13 protein-coding genes are annotated in these 17,745 nt (G+C 52.0%); 5 read left to right on the top strand and 8 right to left on the bottom strand.

Annotated features, from left to right (window positions below; all coding sequences use genetic code 11):
- Nucleotides 1-8 precede the first annotated feature (8 nt).
- The 7 genes from PBOR_RS25470 to PBOR_RS25440 form a co-directional block, all read right to left on the bottom strand.
- Nucleotides 9-1,091 (bottom strand): aliphatic sulfonate ABC transporter substrate-binding protein, encoded by a 1,083-nt coding sequence (locus PBOR_RS25470; RefSeq protein ID WP_042216508.1) that lies wholly within the window; start codon nt 1,089-1,091, stop codon nt 9-11.
- A gap of 14 nt (nt 1,092-1,105) precedes the next feature.
- Nucleotides 1,106-1,903, bottom strand: a complete 798-nt coding sequence (locus PBOR_RS25465) for an ABC transporter ATP-binding protein (protein ID WP_042216506.1) — start codon at nt 1,901-1,903, stop codon at nt 1,106-1,108.
- A gap of 14 nt (nt 1,904-1,917) precedes the next feature.
- Complete coding sequence (gene ssuD, locus PBOR_RS25460; RefSeq protein WP_042216504.1) at nt 1,918-3,075, bottom strand: FMNH2-dependent alkanesulfonate monooxygenase; 1,158 nt, start codon at nt 3,073-3,075, stop codon at nt 1,918-1,920.
- Between the two features lie 79 nt (nt 3,076-3,154).
- Nucleotides 3,155-3,985, bottom strand: a complete 831-nt coding sequence (locus PBOR_RS25455) for an ABC transporter ATP-binding protein (protein WP_042216501.1) — start codon at nt 3,983-3,985, stop codon at nt 3,155-3,157.
- Between the two features lie 19 nt (nt 3,986-4,004).
- The gene (locus PBOR_RS25450; protein WP_218918861.1) at nt 4,005-5,036 is read right to left on the bottom strand and encodes a taurine ABC transporter substrate-binding protein; all 1,032 of its coding nucleotides are present in this window, start codon (nt 5,034-5,036) and stop codon (nt 4,005-4,007) included.
- An 18-nt stretch (nt 5,037-5,054) separates the two neighbouring features.
- Nucleotides 5,055-5,861 (bottom strand): ABC transporter permease, encoded by an 807-nt coding sequence (locus tag PBOR_RS25445; protein WP_245647906.1) that lies wholly within the window; start codon nt 5,859-5,861, stop codon nt 5,055-5,057.
- Nucleotides 5,862-5,916: 55 nt separating this feature from the next.
- Nucleotides 5,917-7,302 (bottom strand): aminotransferase family protein, encoded by a 1,386-nt coding sequence (locus PBOR_RS25440; RefSeq protein ID WP_042216499.1) that lies wholly within the window; start codon nt 7,300-7,302, stop codon nt 5,917-5,919.
- Nucleotides 7,303-7,519: 217 nt separating this feature from the next.
- Between PBOR_RS25440 and PBOR_RS25435 the strand changes: the two genes are divergently transcribed.
- The 4 genes from PBOR_RS25435 to PBOR_RS25420 all read left to right on the top strand — a co-directional run bounded on the left by PBOR_RS25435 (nt 7,520) and on the right by PBOR_RS25420 (nt 14,962).
- A complete protein-coding gene (locus PBOR_RS25435) occupies nt 7,520-8,257 on the top strand; it encodes a UTRA domain-containing protein (RefSeq protein WP_081972182.1) in 738 nt (245 codons plus the stop codon).
- Between the two features lie 125 nt (nt 8,258-8,382).
- Entirely contained in the window at nt 8,383-10,860 is a 2,478-nt protein-coding gene (gene hpsG / locus PBOR_RS25430; RefSeq protein WP_042216496.1) for a (2S)-3-sulfopropanediol dehydratase, read from the top strand.
- A complete protein-coding gene (locus tag PBOR_RS25425) occupies nt 10,860-11,777 on the top strand; it encodes a glycyl-radical enzyme activating protein (protein ID WP_042216495.1) in 918 nt (305 codons plus the stop codon). Before hpsG ends, PBOR_RS25425 begins: the two co-directional genes overlap by 1 nt.
- 62 nt (nt 11,778-11,839) lie before the next feature.
- Complete coding sequence (locus PBOR_RS25420; protein WP_042219926.1) at nt 11,840-14,962, top strand: hybrid sensor histidine kinase/response regulator; 3,123 nt, start codon at nt 11,840-11,842, stop codon at nt 14,960-14,962.
- A gap of 7 nt (nt 14,963-14,969) precedes the next feature.
- Here the strand turns inward: PBOR_RS25420 and PBOR_RS25415 are convergent, their stop codons facing one another.
- Nucleotides 14,970-15,920 carry a hypothetical protein gene (locus PBOR_RS25415; RefSeq protein ID WP_042216493.1) on the bottom strand — a complete coding sequence of 317 codons (951 nt, stop codon included), beginning with the start codon at nt 15,918-15,920 and terminating at the stop codon, nt 14,970-14,972.
- 203 nt (nt 15,921-16,123) lie between these two features.
- On the opposite strand from PBOR_RS25415, the gene PBOR_RS25410 reads away from it, so the two are divergent.
- Nucleotides 16,124-17,347: a GAF domain-containing sensor histidine kinase gene (locus PBOR_RS25410; protein ID WP_245647905.1), complete on the top strand. Its 1,224-nt coding sequence runs from the start codon at nt 16,124-16,126 to the stop codon at nt 17,345-17,347.
- The last annotated feature ends 398 nt before the right edge of the window (nt 17,348-17,745 follow it).

Here is a 17,745-nt window from a genome sequence, read left to right as displayed (position 1 = left end):
TATTCACCTTACCATTTCGGTTCGGCGGCAGCATCCTTAAGGGCCTGCTCAATAAACTGGTTATCGACCACCTTGGATACATCGATTTGTTTGCGGATCGTTTTCTGCTCCAGCTGGAAATCTGCAGTTTCCTGCTGCTGGGCAATGACCTCGTCACTGATCGGCACATTGATTGGTGTGACGCGGTCGCGTAGCGCCTGTATGATACCTGCATCTACCGAGAATTGCTCGACATACGTCTTGATCGCATCCTCCAGATGCTGTTCCTCCCAGACACGGGCCTGCTCATATACTTTCAAGAACGTGGTGATTAGTTCTGGATGCTCTTCGGCAAGCTTCGTACGGGCAATCAGGAAGGAAGGGGACAGCACACCCAGTGCTTCACCATCGGTCAGAACCTGTGCTTTGCCGGTGAGCAGATTCGTTGTAATGTAAGGGTCCCAGGTTGCCCAGGCATCGACACCTCCGGTTTCAAAAGCGGGCTGCGCCTCATTGGGCTGCAGCTGGATGATCTCCAGGTCAGAAGGCTTAAGTCCGGCCTTGTCCAGACCGCGGTAGAGGAAGTTGAACGCGTTGCTGCCTTTGGCGACAGCTACCTTCTTGCCCTTGAGCTGCTCTATTGTGGTAATCGGGCTATCCTTAGGTACGATAATGGCTACATTGTTCTTGCCGTCGATAATATTGGCGATTTCAGTGAATCCGATATCCGCAGCCTGAGCTGTGACCACCGGCAGGTTGCCAAGGCCGGCGAAATCCAGACGGCCGGCGGCAATGGCCTCTGTCATCGGCGGACCGCTCTGGAATTCAGCCCATTCCACCTTAACGCCTACCTTGTCGAATTCTTCCTCGAACCATCCCTTGCTCCGCGCAAGCGCGTAGGAGCCCGGTCCGGGCTGAATGCCGATCGTCAGGGTCAGTCCGCCGTAATCCTTAACAGCAGGTGAGGGATCTGCACTTGCTGCTGCGGCGGGGGCGGCGGTTGAATTCGCAGCAGTGTCGGCAGCTGTTGCCCCATTATTGCCGCAGCCTGCGATTAGAAATGTCAGGGCGGTTAATAGCATCCAGGTTGTGCTTTTTTTAAATAAGTTCATTGCATAAATCCTCCTTAGATTATCTTCATTTCGTCGTGAGATCCGGTAAGGCCGGCAGCTCTTGAGTCTTCAACCTTCTCGAATTCATTCAATACCGCCCGGCGGTACTGCTCAAAGGCAGTGCTGGCCTTCTTGCGCGGATGGGGAAGCTGGATGTGCTGGAGACTCTGGATCTGCCCCGGGCGGGCATTCATCACAGCTACCCGTTCCCCAAGGAATACCGCCTCGTCCAGATCATGCGTGACCAGCAGCATCGTGGTTCTGTCCTTCTGCCAGATATCGAGCAGCACCTCCTGCATGTGTGAACGGGTGAACGCATCCAATGCGCCGAAGGGCTCGTCCAGCAGCAGCACCTTGGGACCGCGCAGAAGTGCGCGGGCTATGGCAACGCGCTGGGCCATACCGCCCGACAGCTCGCGGGGGTAAGCCTGCTCGAAGCCCTGCAACCGGACCAGCTCAATTAGCTCCTCCACCCGGAGACGGACTGCGGGATCCTTCAGGGAGAAATTACCGGCAATATTCTTCTGCACAGTAAGCCAGGGGAACAGGCGCGGCTCCTGAAAAATAAATCCTTTCTCAATGCTGGGCCCCTCGATGGGCTGCCCGTTCAATACAATCCTTCCTTCATAGCTGTTGTCCAGACCGGCGATAATCTTGAGCAAGGTGCTCTTGCCGCAGCCGCTGGGGCCGATAATCGTGACAAATTCGCCTTCGCTGACATTCAGATTAATATTGTGCAGCGCTTTGACCTGCCCCTGGGGGGTTGAGAAGGTTTTGTGCAGGCCGCTGATCTGCAGGATGTGCGAATCCAATGAACATACCTCCTTTATGAATGTCCGGGCGTTGTAGAATTCCCGGCAGGCCTGGAATGGACGGAGTTCCCGAGTGCAACGGCTTCTCCGCGGGCTGCCTGGCCCTGGGGGCTGACGGAATGTTCAAGCGGCAGCAGCGGGAAGAGCAGCTCAGCTACCCGGTAGGCTTCCTCCAGGTGAGGATAGCCTGAGAACACAAAGGTTTCGATGCCGAGATCAGCGTATTCCCGCATCCGCAGCGCAACCGTCTCCGGATCACCGACCAGCGCCGTGCCGGCTCCGCCGCGGACGAGGCCGACCCCGGCCCACAAATCCGGGCTGATCTCCAGCCTCGAACGGTCCCCGCCATGCAGCTCAGCCATTCTGCGCTGCCCGACGGAGTCCATGGTGGCAAATACCTGCTGGGCTGCTGCAATGGTATCCTCATCCAGACGGGAAATCAGCCGTTCTGCTGCTGCCCATGCCTCCTCACGGGTCTCGCGGACAATGACATGCAGCCGGATGCCGAAGCGTACGGTCCGGCCCTCGAGCTCCGCGAGCCGCCGGACGGCTGCGATCTTGGATTTTACCTGCTCAGGCGGTTCTCCCCAGGTGAGGTATACGTCGATATGTTTGGCTGCTGTTCTCAGTGCCGCGTCAGAGGATCCTCCGAAATAAAGCGGAGGATGGGGCGACTGAACTGCGGGCTGCAGCACTTTGGCTTTGTTGACCCGGATATGCTTGCCGAAGAAGGTGACTTCCTCCTGCCGGATCACCTGCCGCCAGACCGTAAGGAATTCATCTGCGCGTTCATAACGCTCGTCATGGCTTAGAAATACACCGTCCCCCTCAAGCTCTGCGGGATCGCCTCCGGTGACCACATTCAGGAGCAGACGTCCTCCGGAGCTGCGGTCAAAGGTGGAGGCCATCCGCGCTGCAAGTGTGGGGGACATAAGGTCCGGCCGGACAGCGACCAGAAACTTGAGCCGCTTGGTCAGCGGGAGCAGGGAAGAGGCAATGACCCAGGCATCCTCGCAGCCCCTGCCGGTAGGAATCAGCACGCCTTCATAACCGAGTTCGTCGGCAGCGGCGGCGATTTGCCGGTAATACCCGGGCGTAGCCGCTCTGCTGCCGGTTTCTGTTCCCAAATACCGGCCATCTCCATAGGTGGGAATAAACCAGAATATCTTCACATAGAGACCTCCTCTAATTTACTTTTTGTACATTGGAATACTTGGTTTATAGATGTGCAGAAACCTCGTTTTTAGCGGTTCAGTTCAAGTTATTAATAGAAGACAGCTTTTGCTTGTTAATCAGACCGAGAATTTCTTCACGCAGCTTCAGGAAGGCCGGTGAATACCGGGCTTGACCGGTACTTTCAGCGGTAATGCCGCAGGTGAATGAGGTAGTGAACTCCCGGATGATCCGGCCGGGGCTTCTCGACATTACCAGCACCCGGGTACCCAGCGAGAGCGCTTCGTCAACATCATGGGTAATAAACAGAATCGTGCAACCGGTCTCCCGCCAAATGTTCCGCAGCAGTTGCTGCATCTCCTCACGGGTCAGCGCATCGAGTGCGCCGAAGGGTTCATCCATTAACAGTACACGCGGACTGTTAACGAGTGCCCGGGCAATGGCTACCCGCTGCTTCATTCCTCCGGACAGCTCATAAGGCTTGTGCCCCGCATATTGCAGCAAACCGACCTTGTCTAGATACTCGTCAGCAAGCTTCAAACCTTCTGCTTTCGGGATCTTGCGCATCTTCAGCCCGAATCTGACGTTCTCCCGGGTGCTCAGCCAGGAGTAGAGAGGAGGCTGCTGAAACACAACTCCGCGATGCCATTCCGGGCCCGTGATATGGATCCCGTCCATCACGGCAGAACCCGCCGAGGGCTGGATCAGGCCGGCAATGATTTTGAGCAGTGTGCTTTTTCCGCAGCCGGAAGGTCCCAGAAGACATACGAACTCACCTTCATGCAGCTTAAGATCAATTTCCTCCAGCACATTTGGGCCATCAGCGGCCCCGTAGGCCAGAGATACATTCTCTACGGATATAATGGCTGTCGGGTTCTTCTCCAATATCGTCTTATCGGCAATCGGCATGCGGCATGACCTCCTATCCTTATTTCAGTGAACGTTCAATATATGCGGAGTTGATCCCCTGTTCAAAGGCCTCCAGATCAGGTGCCTTTTCCAGTGCCTTTTGCTCCACCAGAAAGTCTGCGGTAGCCTTCAGAATGCTGGCCAAATCCCCTTTGCTGTCACTGGGGCCGAAGTATTTGGAAGATAGTTGTTCACTGGCGGACAGCCAGATGAGATCGCCAGTTTGTTTCAGCGCTTCGGATTTGCTGATATTAAGGCCTTTAGCGAGCGCATCGCCAGCTTCATCGGGATTGCTGGTATAGAGGTCGTGAGCCTTTGACTGGACCTTGATATATTTGGCCACAAGTTCAGGGTATTTGCCGGCGAACGCTTTGCTGACCACTCCGACATCGGCAGTCACAATGCCTTGTTCCGCTAATTTACCGCTGTCGGTAAGAACTTTGCCGTCCTTCAGCAGTTCGCCCAGCACCGGATTCCATACATAAGCGGCGTCAATATCACCTCTTTGCCAGGCGGCAAAAATATCATTCGGCTGCATATCCAGAATCTGCACATCCGCCAGATTGACACCCTCAAGCTCCAGCGCATTCAGCAGGCTGTAGTGTGCCGTGGAGCTGAAGGGAACCGCCACCTTTTTGCCGGCCAGCTCCTTGACCGAATTCACACCTGAGCTATTCTTGACCGCTAGCGCTTCGGCAGCGCCAATGACATCGTGGATCCAGAACACCTCATATTCCAGCCCGGTGGCGATGCCTACGGAAGCCGGTGTACTGCCCATCAGCCCGATATCGATGCTCTTCGAGGCGAAGGCGGTGTTCACATCACGGCCGGAATCGAATTTCTTGAAGTTCACCGGCACACCGAGCTCAGCTTCATACCAGCCTTTGGCTTTGGCGACAATTTCATCATTGGGAATGTCCTGGTATCCGATCGTAACGGATTCCGGTTTGGCTGTACCCCCGTCTTCCTTGCTGTTTCCGCATGCTGCAAGCTGCACTGATAGTACAAGAGCCAGGCCGCCTGTCAGCATAAGTCTAAGTTTCTTGTTCAATATGATTCCTCCCCTATTCTATTCTTTGCCTTTCCACGGTACGACTCTACGTTCAACGGCCCGCAGTACGGCATCAATCAACATCCCGGTTATCCCCATAATGATAATGCCCACGAAAATAATGTCGCTTCTCAGAAATTTGCTGGCGTCCAGCACCATCCATCCAATGCCGGTTACTGCGGCGACCATTTCGGCTGCGACAAGCGTCGTATAGGAGACGCCGACTGCTGTTCTCAGTCCGATGAATATATCCGGCAGGCAGGCGGGGAAAACAACATGAAAGAAAATTTGCCGGCTGTCTGCCCCGAGGGTATAGGCCCCGTCAATATAATCCTGCTTCAGTTTACGGACTCCCGATTCACAGGCAATGAAGACGGGGGCAAAACCGGCCAGATACAGCAGTGCAATCTTGGACGAATCTTCAATTCCCATCCACAGCACAAGCAGGGTATAGTACGCGAGCGGCGGGAGCGGGCGGTAAAATTCAACGAGCGGATACATGATGGCGCGTATTTTGGAGTTATAGCCGCTCAGCAGACCGAGGGGGACGGCGGTGAGGATGACGAGCACGAAGGAGCTTAATAAGCGCATCATGCTGTCTCTGAGATGTGTCAGCAGACTGTTGTCTTTGTAGCCTTCCTGCAGAATTTGAATAAAGCTGGCAAACACTTTGCCGGGAGAAGGGACCAGAATCGCTGACAGGAGCTTTAGCTCCGTGACCGCGAACCATAATAGAAGCAGAACCAGAATGGTGCCTGTTGTTAACATCCGCTCAATGGTTGCTTTTTTGTGAATCCAATGCCTCAAGCCTGCAAGCTTAGCCACCTGATGCCTCCTTTCCCGGCCTGTATGGCAGGATAATTCTGATTCTTAATCAGGCCTACAACTGTTTGTGTAGTGCACTGCGCAGAGCACCGATGATCCTGTCGATTCCATACTTATCGATGATGAGCGGAGGTGCCATATACAGCACGTTGTTATAACCCGGCACACTGCGCGTCATTCTGCCGATAATTACACCATCCTCCCGGGCACTGGCAACGATCTGCGCCAGCCGGCTCTCCTGAAGCGGTATCTTGGATCGTTTATCCTCCACCAGTTCAACACCGGCCAGCAGACCTTGCCCCCGGACGTTGCCGACAATGGGGAATGCCTCCAGCTCCTTCAGCCGCTCCATCAGGTAGGCGCCCATGAGCGCGCTATTCTCCGTCAATCTCTCCTCTTCAATAATCCGGATGTTCTCAAGGGCAGCCACTGAGCTGCCTGCGCAGCCTCCGAATGTGCTGATATCCCGGAAAAATCCGTTCGGCTCTTCCGGCCCGGCCATAAACTGGTTGAATATCTCTTTGCGTGCAACCGTAGCCGAGATCGGCATGTAGCCGCTTGCCAGTCCTTTGGCCAAGGTGATGATATCGGGCTGTACGTCGTAATGCTGATGCCCGAACAGGGCTCCTGTCCGGCCGAAGCCGGTAACGACCTCATCCAGGATCAGCAGTACGCCATACCTGCGGCAGATTTCCTGCAGCACCGGATAATATTCCGGAACCGGAGGGATGATGCCGCCCCCGGCGGTAACCGGCTCCAGAATCACGGCGGCAACCGAGTCTTCACCTTCCTGCTGAATCACTTGTTCCAGTGCCCGGGCGCAATCGATATTGCAGCCGGGATAGCTTTTGCCGAACGGACAGCGGTAGCACAGAGCGTGTGGGATTTCCGCGAAGCCTTCCGGCAGCGGACCGAAATCCGCTCTTCGTTCCTGTTGTCCGCTGCTGGCCAGCGCCGCCAGAGTAGTGCCGTGATAATCCCTGTCCCGGTATATAATCTTGTATTTCTTCTTGCCCGGGGACTTTGCGGCGAAATATTGCCGGACCATCTTGAATGCTTTCTCATTCGCTTCAGAGCCGCTGTTCGAAAGGTAGACCTTCGGCAGCGAGGGCAGCAGGGAGGCGAGCTTCGCGGCCAGCATAATGTAAGGCGGGGTGGCCATCGAGCCGGCATAATAAGGCAACAGCTTCATTTGCCGGCTCACAGCATCTGCTATGCTTGCTCTGCCGTGTCCCACATTGACGACCCACACTCCGCCGGACAGGCCGTCGACAAACTCCTTTCCCTGCACATCCTTCAGCATATAGCCTGTGCCCTCAGCCATAATCGGCGGCTCCTGCGTCTCATAAAGCTTGTGGTTGGTAAGATGCAGCCAGAGATGCTCCCGGTGGAGTTCTGCCAGTTCAGCCGCGCTTGGTACGCCGGTCAACGTCTGTTTCATTCCTTGGCCTCCAAATAAAATAATAAAGGCTAAGTCACGTCTCCCAAATAAGGAGGACGCAGCTTAGCCTTCAGTGATCTGATCAGCTGTATAAGATTGGTTGATACATAAATTACCACATGCAAATTGAACCTGTCAACAGGTTGTACGGACAACCTAATGATGATATAATAAATAATCGCATCTACTTACTTGGAATTATAATAGACGAGAAAGGGTGTTACATATAGTGCTCGACAGAAGCAATTCAATCCCGCTGCATTTACAGGTAAGGAATTTACTTCGAAACGATATATTTAAAGGCACCTACACTGAGAAAATCCCGGCGGAGCATGAGCTGATGGACAAATATTCCGTCAGCCGGGCGACCGTCCGCCGCGCGATCCGCACCCTGATCGATGACGGAATGCTGGAATCCCGGCAAGGGCTCGGTACTTTTGTGGCTGTAAGGCCGATAGAGGAGTGGCTGGGCAATTTAAGCACGTTCTTCGATATCATCGGCGAGCGCGGGCTTACTCCCGATATCAAGGTGCTAAAGCAGGGGATTGTGGAGGCGCCGCAGGATGCCGCCAAAATATTCGGGGTATCCCGGCTGTACGAGACGATCCGGCTGCGACTGGCAAACGACACACCTGTTGTGCTGGAGACCCAATATTACCCGCTGGAAATCGGCGAGAAGCTGGCGCTGCTGGATTTAAGCAATGTGTCGACCTATGATGTGCTGGAAACGGAGCTGGGGCTGAATCTGTGGGAAGCACAACAGACGATTGGCGCGATTATTCCGGCGGCGGAAGAGAAGAAGCTGCTGGGCATGACTGCCGAACCAAGCTGCGCCCTGCTATCCAAGCGCCTGGTGCTGGATCATGACGGCAATCCCCTGGAATATGAGAAAAGCATCTACCGCGCCGATAATTATGCTTTCCGGATCAATCTGACCCGCAGAAGAAAACTGTGAGTGTGTGAACTTTCCCCTACGGTTTCTCAAAACCGGTTGACAAACTAAACCTAACCGCTTTACGATGGGTCACATAATTTAACAAATCCTACTGGTTTAGTTAGGATTTAGTTGGGAGAGATCTAATGACGGTTCAATCGGTTTTATCGGTGCAGGAACAAAGACTGCTTCTTCCACCCGGGGAACGGACCTTCCCGGGGCATGAACGGGCAGTCCGTATTCTCCATTCATTTCAGAATCAGCGTCCCACAATTGATGTGGAACGTGCGCAGCTTTTTACCGAATCGTTCAAGCAGTCGGAGGGTGAAGCCCTGATTCTGAGATGGTCCAAGGCGCTGCTGCATATTGCCCGGCATATTACCGTCTATATCGACGGGGATCAGCTGATTGCGGGAAGAGGCGGGGCCCCGGGAAGATACGGAATCCTGTATCCGGAGCTGGATGGTGATTATCTGGACACGGTGATCAGGGAGCTGCCCAGCCGCGGCCAGTCACCGTTCGATCTGGGTGAAGCGGATGCAGCCATTATTGTGAATGAAATATCACCGTACTGGAAAGGGAAAACCTTCCACGAGGCGCTGGCCAGTGCATTGCCTGCGGATACGCTGAAGGTGACGTATGATCCCGCAGACCCGCTGAAATCCAGATTCATTGTCAACGAAACCGCATCGTTCCGTTCATCCATCCAGTGGGTGCATGATTATGAGAAGGTGCTCCGCATCGGCTACAAGGGGATCAAAGAAGAAGCGCTGCGGGAGATCAGCCGGCTTGATCCTTACAGCCCGGTCGATAACATGGAGAAGCTGCCCTTCCTGCAGGCTATAGTGAATGTGTCCGATGCTATTGTACTGTGGGCTAACCGTCATTCCATATTGGCTGCCAAGCTGGCGGATGAAGAGACGAATCCCGTGCGGCAGGCCGAGCTGCGGAAGATTGCCGGAATCAGTGCCCATGTGCCGGAACATCCGCCCCGCAGCTTCCATGAAGCTGTGCAATCCCAATGGTTCGTCCAGATGTTCTCCAGATTGGAGCAGAAGACGGGCACTGTGATTTCGAACGGAAGAATGGACCAGTACCTCTACCCGTTCTACGAGAAAGATACTGCGCTTGGCCTCATTACAGATCAGGAAGTGATCGAGCTGCTGGAATGTGTATGGAATGCGATGGCCCAGTTTCTGGACCTCTACATTTCACCGGCCGGCGGTGCCTTTAACGAAGGATATGCCCACTGGGAAGCGGTGACAATTGGCGGACAGACCCCTGGGGGGCTGGACGCGACCAACGAGCTGACCTATCTGATGCTGCAGTCCAAGCGGGAATTCCCGCTGAACTATCCCGATCTGGCGGCCCGGATTCACACGAGAGCGCCTGAGCGTTACCTGTATGAGGTCGCGGAGACCATCAAAGAAGGCTCGGGATTTCCGAAGCTGATCAATGATGAGGAAGTTGTACCCCTGCTGCTGGCCAAAGGGGCAACGTTCGAGGAGGCCTATGACTATGCCGTATCGGGTTGTGCGGAATGCCGGATGCCGAACCGCGATACGTACACCAGCCCCTGTGCCTATATCAATTTTGCCGCTGCCGTCGAGATGACGCTGCGGAACGGGCAGATGCTGCGCTACCCCGGAGAGACCCTGGGCCTTGAAACCGGTGATCCGCTGAGCTTCGGTACATGGGAGCAGTTCTTTGATGCTTATAAGGCCCAGCAGAAATATTTCCTCAAGCATGCCTTCATCCAGCAGCACGCGATTATCCGGCTGCGCAGCCGGCATTTTGCCGCTCCGCTAAGCTCCTCCATGCACAGGCTGTGCCTGCAGAATCATAAGGATATCCATGAGCCTCATATCGAGGGCGGAATTGATCTGGGTTACTTCGAATTTATCGGTTACGGCACGGTAATCGACTCTCTGGCCGCCATCAAAAAGGTGGTTTTCGAGGATAAACGGATTTCGATGGCTCAATTAATTGAAGCGCTTGACCGTGATTTCGAAGGCCGCGAAGCTATCCGTCAACTGCTGGCACATGCGCCAAGTTACGGTAACAACGAGGATTATGCCGATTCTATCGCCAAGGAACTGGATGAGGAAGCATTGAAATTTACCCGCGCTTATTCGAAGCAGCTGGGTGTGAACCTGGATCTCCGTTACGTTCCCTTCACTTCTCATGTTCCTTTTGGCAAGGTCGTCTCAGCGACTCCCAATGGGAGAAAAGCCTATACCCCGCTCGCAGACGGCTCCTCCGCCTCACATGGCGCGGATATTAACGGGCCGACGGCCGTCCTGCTCTCCAACTACTACTCCAAGAATTACAACTACCGGGAAAGAGCCGCGAGATTGCTCAACATTAAACTTACGCCTTCCGTCATCGAAGGGGAAGAAGGGACCCTGAAGCTCGTTTCCTTTATCCGGACCTGGAGCGATTTGCGCCTCTGGCATCTGCAGTTCAACATCATCAACAGGCAGACGCTGCTGGATGCGCAGCAGGACCCGGATAAATACCGCAACCTGCTTGTGCGGATTGCCGGCTACAGCGCTTATTTCACGGATCTTTCCGCAGATTTGCAGAACGATCTGATCAGAAGAACCGGGCATACGGTAATATAATGGAACATCAGCCGCTTCAAGGCAACATCTTCAATATTCAAAGATATTCGCTGCATGACGGGCCGGGCATCCGCACAGTGGTCTTCATGAAGGGATGTCCTCTGCGCTGCAGATGGTGCAGCAATCCTGAATCCTGGCTGTCCGCCAGGGAAATGTACTATGATGCAGGCAAATGCATAGGGACGGAAGCTTGCGGATTCTGTCTTGCGGCCTGCGGACGGGGAGCCATCGCAGATGATCCTGTCAGCGGAAAGGTGAAGATTGACCGCGGGCTATGTGTTCAGGGTTGCCTGGATTGCGCGGCCGTCTGCCCGTCCAGATCCCTTGATGTATACGGCAGGCTTATGACGGTGGAAGAAGTGCTGAAGATTGCCGGAGAGGACAGCCTGTTCTATCAAAGATCGGGAGGCGGTCTAACCCTGAGCGGGGGCGAAGCTACTGCCCAGATCGGATTCGCTGAAGCGCTGCTGGCCGGGGCGAAGCGGCGGCGGATTCACACCGCGATTGAAACCTGCGGATACTCCCCCTGGAATCATTTCAGCAGATTGCTGCCCAGCCTGAGTATGATCCATTACGACTTGAAGTCGCTGAATGAGCAGGCTCATTTGCAGTTTACAGGGGTATCCCCGCGCCTGATCAAGGAGAACCTGGAACGCCTGAGCCGGTCGTTCGAGCGGAGCAATATTATTGTCCGCACCCCGGTAATTCCCGGGTTCAATGACTCGGCGGAGGCCATTGCAGAGATCGCTGAATTCGTCAGCAGTCTGGGCGGCATCCGCCATGAGCTGTTGAAATACCACAGATACGGCTCGGTGAAGTATGGTTTGCTGGGCAGAAGCTACGAGCTTGGACAGGAAGAATTATCTGAAGAGAAGTTCGCCGCACTCACCCGGGTAGCGGCTCAATATTCATTTTGATATTTTGGAGAATGTTGTCATATCTACTCGGCAACGCTATCAGCTTTTGGTATGATACTGTCATGAGAAATAATAATGTTGTACATAAGACAGCTGTAATTCTGCTATTTATCGGTGTGCTTTTTGGATTCCGCTTGACTTGGATAAGCTTATTCTCAGTAGAAGAACCGATTCCTGCCGTTAACGGGGTAACGGATCTGCGCGGCCGTGACCTAGGGGATTCTGGATTATACAGGCTCGAGGGCGAATGGAGTTTCTATCCTGATCAACTCGTCTCGGAAAAGAATCTCTCATCGTTAACCGGGGTCCCGCTGCCGCTTAAGGTACCAGGGGATTGGAAGCATGCGATAGGCAATGATTCTGCTACTTCATACGGCTACGGAACATACCGGCTGCGGATATTGGTAGATCCGCTCCGGCAGCCTGTCTCATTGTGGATCAAACAGATTCATGCTGCTTCCAGTGTTGAAATCAACGGGGTACCCCTGACCGGCAAGGGCAGAGTAGCACAGAATTCGAAGATGTATCAGCCCAATGCCACCTCGTACCTCTCTCCCTATTATTTAGAAGGGGCAACTGTAATTGATGTGCTGATTCAGGCAGCTAATTTCGATCATCCTTACAAGGGCGGTATCGGAGGCTCCATATACTTTGCTTCCCAGGATGAGGTTAACCGCATCTATTTTTATACAGTAGGCTTTCAAATGCTTACAGTGGTTATTCTGCTGCTGCATGTACTGTATGCCTTTATTCTCTATATATTTAATTCCAAAGAACATGCATTATTCCTGATAGCATTAATGACTTTATCTGTCGCCATAATCTTGATGGCCCGCAGTGATAACATCGTTCTTGATCTTCTTGGAGTGAATTACACCTGGTCCCTGAAGATCCGGCTGATTGCTTTCCTATGGCAAAATCTGCTGATCCTGCTCGTCTTTAGAAGGTTCACCCCGGGCGCCGGAATGAACAAAGGATTACGCATGTACATACTGTCTTTGGGTCTATATTCCGTTTTTGTAACAATCGTTCCCGCTGCACTAGTTAGTACGTCCGTTCACTGGGGAGTCGTTCAAGTCTTTCAGTACATTCCGTTCCTCTGGCTGATTTATAGTCTGGGCCGTTTATTATTCAGACAACAACAAGGTAAGGATGTTGTCTACCTGCTGCTGTCAGGAGCGGCAATTATCTCGAATCTGCTGTGGAATTTATGGGATTATAACGGACAGTTTGCCGTTGTTTATTACCCCCTGGATATTATAGCTGCCATCGTTGGTTTCTCTGCATATTGGTTCAAACAGTATTTTCATAATGCCAAAGAGAATATGAAGCTGAACGAGCAGCTGAAAAAAGCGGATAAACTCAAGGATCAGTTTCTCGCCAATACCTCTCATGAGCTGCGGACGCCGCTTCACGGAATTATGAATATTGCGGAGAATATCGTCGCGAAGGAGAAAGGCAGGCTGTATGAGAGCAGCCGCAAGGATATGGAACTGCTGATTACGATCAGCCGCCGGATGTCACATATGCTTGGAGATCTACTGGATGTAGTCCGCCTTCAGGAGCATCGAATTATTTTGAAGCAGGAGCCGGTCCTCATTCAATCGGTTGTTCCGGGAGTCATCAGCATGCTTCAGCATATGATTGAAGGCAAGCCGGTAACGCTGGTCATGGACATTCAGGAGTCGGTGCCGCTTGTTTTTGCGGACGAGAAAAGACTGGTACAGGTTGTATTCAACCTGGTTCACAATGCGCTCAAATATACGGAGAAAGGCCAGGTCTGTGTCTCGGCCAGAGAACAGAACGGATATGTCGTTGTTCATGTAATAGATACCGGAGTCGGTATGACCCAAGAGACGATGGACCGGGTGTTCCTCCCTTATGAGCAAGGCCCGCATGGGATTCGTGACGGGCGCGGAATCGGGCTGGGATTAAGTATTTGCCGGCAGCTGGTGGAACTGCATGGAGGACATTTAAGCATTCAATCCGAGCCCGGCACAGGCTCTGTCTTCAGCTTTAATCTCCCACTGGCCAGCGCATCAGGCTGGGAGATGGGAGTAAGCCAGATCTCCGCTACAGAGGAGCTGGCGGATGCCATTCATCAGCAGCTGGCCGAGTGGCGTCTATCGGGTGAGCAGCCAAGTCCCCATCCGGGAACTGAACCGGTTCCGCCGCTCTTTGCAGACACGAAGATGAATATTCTGGCTGTAGATGATGATCCTGTCAATCTGATTGTACTGAAGGGCATTCTGGCAAACGAGCCTTATATCGTTACTGGTGTGAATTCCGGCCGGGAAGCACTGGAGGTGCTGGATAATAAGAAGTGGGATCTCCTCATTGGCGATGTGATGATGCCGCAGATGTCGGGCTATGAATTAACGCAGAAGATCCGGATGCGTTACTCCTTATACGAGCTTCCGGTGCTGCTGCTAACCGCCCGCAGTCAGCCCGCAGATATCTATACCGGATTTCTGGCAGGAGCCAATGATTATGTCACCAAGCCGGTAGATGCAATGGAACTCAAATACCGCATCCGGGCTTTGACGGCGATGCAGCGAGCTTTTAACGAACGGGTGCGGATTGAAGCGGCTTATCTGCAGGCACAGATTGAGCCGCACTTTCTGTTCAATACCCTGAATTCCATTTCAGCACTTGGTGAAGTGGATACCCGCAAAATGCAGGAGCTTATTGATGCATTCACATCCTACTTAAGAATCAGCTTTGACTTCCTGAACACAGGAGAACTTGTAAGCCTCTCACATGAACTGGAGCTGGTGGAGTCCTATTTATATATTGAACAGTCGCGGTTTGCAGAACGAATCTCTGTAATTTGGAAGGTGGATCCGGATATTGACATCCTCTTGCCCCCTTTAACCATTCAGCCTCTGGTTGAAAACGCAGTGAAGCACGGTTTGCTCAGCCGCAGGCAAGGCGGAATCGTTCAGATCCGGATAGAACGTCAGCACAAATCTGTAAAGATTGAAGTTGAAGATAATGGACAAGGCATGGATCATGAAACGCTTGAATTACTGCTGAAGCCGGTAATGGAAGGGAAAAGCGGCATCGGTCTGGCCAATACCCACCGGAGGCTCAGCCAGTTATATGGCCGGGGCCTGTCGATTTACAGTGAACTGGCTGTAGGTACTTCGGTGTCTTTTATGATTCCGGAAGAAGATAATCTATAGGTCATATTTATGAAGAAACAGGTTTCCGTCTGAAAAGATATACAGCATTTTCAGACGAAGGGGGCAACAGGAGTGAGGACAACCGCTCACTGAACTCCATCGTGAAGTGATCGGCGCTGTAATAAGAGTCGAAATCTCCAGTAACCGCAGGGTCTTTTGTGCCAAGAACGATATATAAGTCAACCGAATTCGTCTTAAATACATGTTTTTCATACGGATTCTTAGGTACCGGCCACGAGCAGAGAACTACTTCAGGGCTGTATTTATGAAGAGCAGTTTTGGCATCTGCCTGTTCCACAAAGGCGGGGTAATCGATATAGTGCTTCCAGCTATAGTCGTCGGTTGCAGTGCAGCTGATATTTTTTGCGTTCAAAAACTTGGTTAACGTACCATCGCCTGCAGCTATCTCAAGGCATTTTTTATCGCCTATCAAGCTTGAGAGTTCGTTAATTAAAGGTTTCGAGTAGAAACAATAGATGCCTTTCTTATTGACGAGGGGCATCAATATTTTTCTATTCAGGAGAATCCGCCAGCACAACCTGAATAGGCCCAGAGATACCGGCTTTCGTTCAAGCCCCTTTTTGAATAAAAGCTTTTGTAATATCATGCCGTCCCAGAGGTTGAACTTTACATTTCCGGCAGACGTTTTTGAAGAAGCGCTTATATTGAGCTGCTCCAGCAGATGAAGGGCAAATCTGGCCTTAATTACATTAGGCAGAAAGGCATTTACCGTTTTTTCATTGAACCCGCTCCTGGAGATTTTGTGATTGGCCATCTTTGCACTTGCCGAATATTTATCAATAATGGCATGTATTAAATTAGCATTCCTAGTGTTCTTAAGTACGCTTAGTTCTTGCAGGACCTCCTGTTGATACTCCGGATACTGATGTAATAAAGTTTCTACGCTAATTTCATTTGCTAATATTTTACGGGCGGTATCATTTGTGAAAGTTCTCATTCTATTCTCCATTATCATTGAATTTCGTGCAGCGCATCTCTATAAATGTATCATATCTCATTCAGAATGTTGTAGTATATGCTCAGGAATAGCCCTGTGAAATTCGGGTTATCCGTTCTGTGATGTATAATGAGATAATACAAGCTTAACAAGCAGTAGAAGGGACGGGCAGGATTATGTTAAAAACGGAATATATTGAGGTCTTGTCAGTCATTTCAAATAAATTATATACTTCGGCAGCGAATGTTATGGATACTGCGAGTAAGCTAATCCCGGCGAATACGTTCTGCATCGCCAATCTGGACAATGTGTCTACCAAGGTGCTCAAATCGTTTAACCGGGAGAAGGTTATGCTGGTTGAGGGACTGGTGGTGGATAATAAGGAATCCTATTGTGCCCTGGTCACCGAGCATGCGCAAGGTCCGCTTTTAATAGATAATAATCTGACCCACCCGCTGACCCGGGATATGGATGCGACGCAGTTCGTGGGGGGATGTTCATTCATCGGAGTGCCTATTCGTACGGAGCAAGGTAAATTCTATGGGTCGCTGTGTTCGTTTGACCAGAATTTCTATCAGTATCAGGAGCGGGATGTGGAGCTGCTGCTGTCTTTGTCGGCTTTTTATACGAATCTGCTGGAAATGGAATCGACCCTTGGCAGGCTGAAAGCTGCGGAAGAACAGGCTACACAAGTCCTTGAGGATAAAAATAATCTGCTGGCCGTACTCAGTCATGAAATCCGTACACCGATGAACGGGGTCATCGGGATGACAAGTCTGCTGCAGACGACAGAGCTGTCCGAAGAGCAGACGCTGTACGTGGATGTGATTGAGAAGAGCGGCAGCAATCTGCTGGCCATGATGGATCAGATTCTCGATTATTCCAAAATGGAAGCCGGGACCATGACGCTGGAGAGCAGCCCGTTCCACCTCCGTGATATTGTCTCCCATGTCGTGCAGCTGTTCTCAGCCGAGGCTGAGAAGAAAGGGATCAGGTTGCATGCCATATTCGGCAGTGAAGCGATACCCGCTCTTGTGGGTGACAGTCATAAAATTAATCAGATTCTCACCAATCTGGTGGGCAATGCGCTTAAATTTACGGAACAGGGTGAGGTCAGCATAATTGTGCAAACTAAGGCCGATGCAAAAGACAGTGTCACCTTCTCCATTGAAGTGAAGGACACCGGCATTGGACTGCCTGTAGATCAGAAGGATAACCTGTTCCGCTCCTTCTCGCAAATTCATGAAAGACGTTCACCGGGGAGTTACAGCGGTGCCGGGCTTGGGCTCTCGATCTGTAAGCAGCTGGCCGGGTTAATGAACGGCAGAGTATGGCTTAAGGATACCAGCGAGCAGGGCAGCACGTTTGCGTTCGCGATTACCTGCTTTGTGGCAGGTTCGGATAAGGTTCAGGCTGGATTGTGCTGATAAGCAAATTAAACCTAAGCATCAGTGGGATTAAGAGCGGGTTATCCGTAAGTTAGACTGCTTTCAATAATGCTCCAGATGTTATCAACTTGGCATACGAAAAAGCCCCTCCGGTAGAAAAACTGGTCAGCGGGGCTTTTTGTTTTGCGCCGGCCTAGAACCTTCACTAATACAGTGATCGAAAGGCTCCGTGCCCCGACAACAACCTATTTAGATTGAACTCATAACACCCCGGGTTAAGCTGATCAACCGCGAAGCCCCGATAGAGATGGTTCTTGCAGGAATCAAGGAGTTATTTTCTTCTTAATAAATGAAAATAAGTGCAAAAATAAAGAAAACACAAACGAACCCAACCCGAAGAGCAAAATTAATTGTAATGAAGCCTGTAAATTATTCGC

It is taken from the genome of Paenibacillus borealis (assembly GCF_000758665.1).
GTDB classification, from domain to species: Bacteria; Bacillota; Bacilli; order Paenibacillales; family Paenibacillaceae; genus Paenibacillus_AQ; species Paenibacillus_AQ borealis.
The sequence above is the reverse complement of the archived record's forward strand: the minus strand, read 5'-3'. Positions and strand labels throughout refer to the sequence as shown.

What these genes read in the sequence shown, in the direction of transcription:
- PBOR_RS25415 (WP_042216493.1), bottom strand. Translation starts at nt 15,920, where the DNA reads ATGAGAACTTTCACAAATGATACCGCCCGTAAAATATTAGCAAATGAA.
- PBOR_RS25455 (WP_042216501.1), bottom strand. Translation starts at nt 3,985, where the DNA reads ATGCCGATTGCCGATAAGACGATATTGGAGAAGAACCCGACAGCCATT.
- PBOR_RS25420 (WP_042219926.1), top strand. Translation starts at nt 11,840, where the DNA reads ATGAGAAATAATAATGTTGTACATAAGACAGCTGTAATTCTGCTATTT.
- PBOR_RS25440 (WP_042216499.1), bottom strand. Translation starts at nt 7,302, where the DNA reads ATGAAACAGACGTTGACCGGCGTACCAAGCGCGGCTGAACTGGCAGAA.
- hpsG (WP_042216496.1), top strand. Translation starts at nt 8,383, where the DNA reads ATGACGGTTCAATCGGTTTTATCGGTGCAGGAACAAAGACTGCTTCTT.
- PBOR_RS25470 (WP_042216508.1), bottom strand. Translation starts at nt 1,091, where the DNA reads ATGAACTTATTTAAAAAAAGCACAACCTGGATGCTATTAACCGCCCTG.
- PBOR_RS25425 (WP_042216495.1), top strand. Translation starts at nt 10,860, where the DNA reads ATGGAACATCAGCCGCTTCAAGGCAACATCTTCAATATTCAAAGATAT.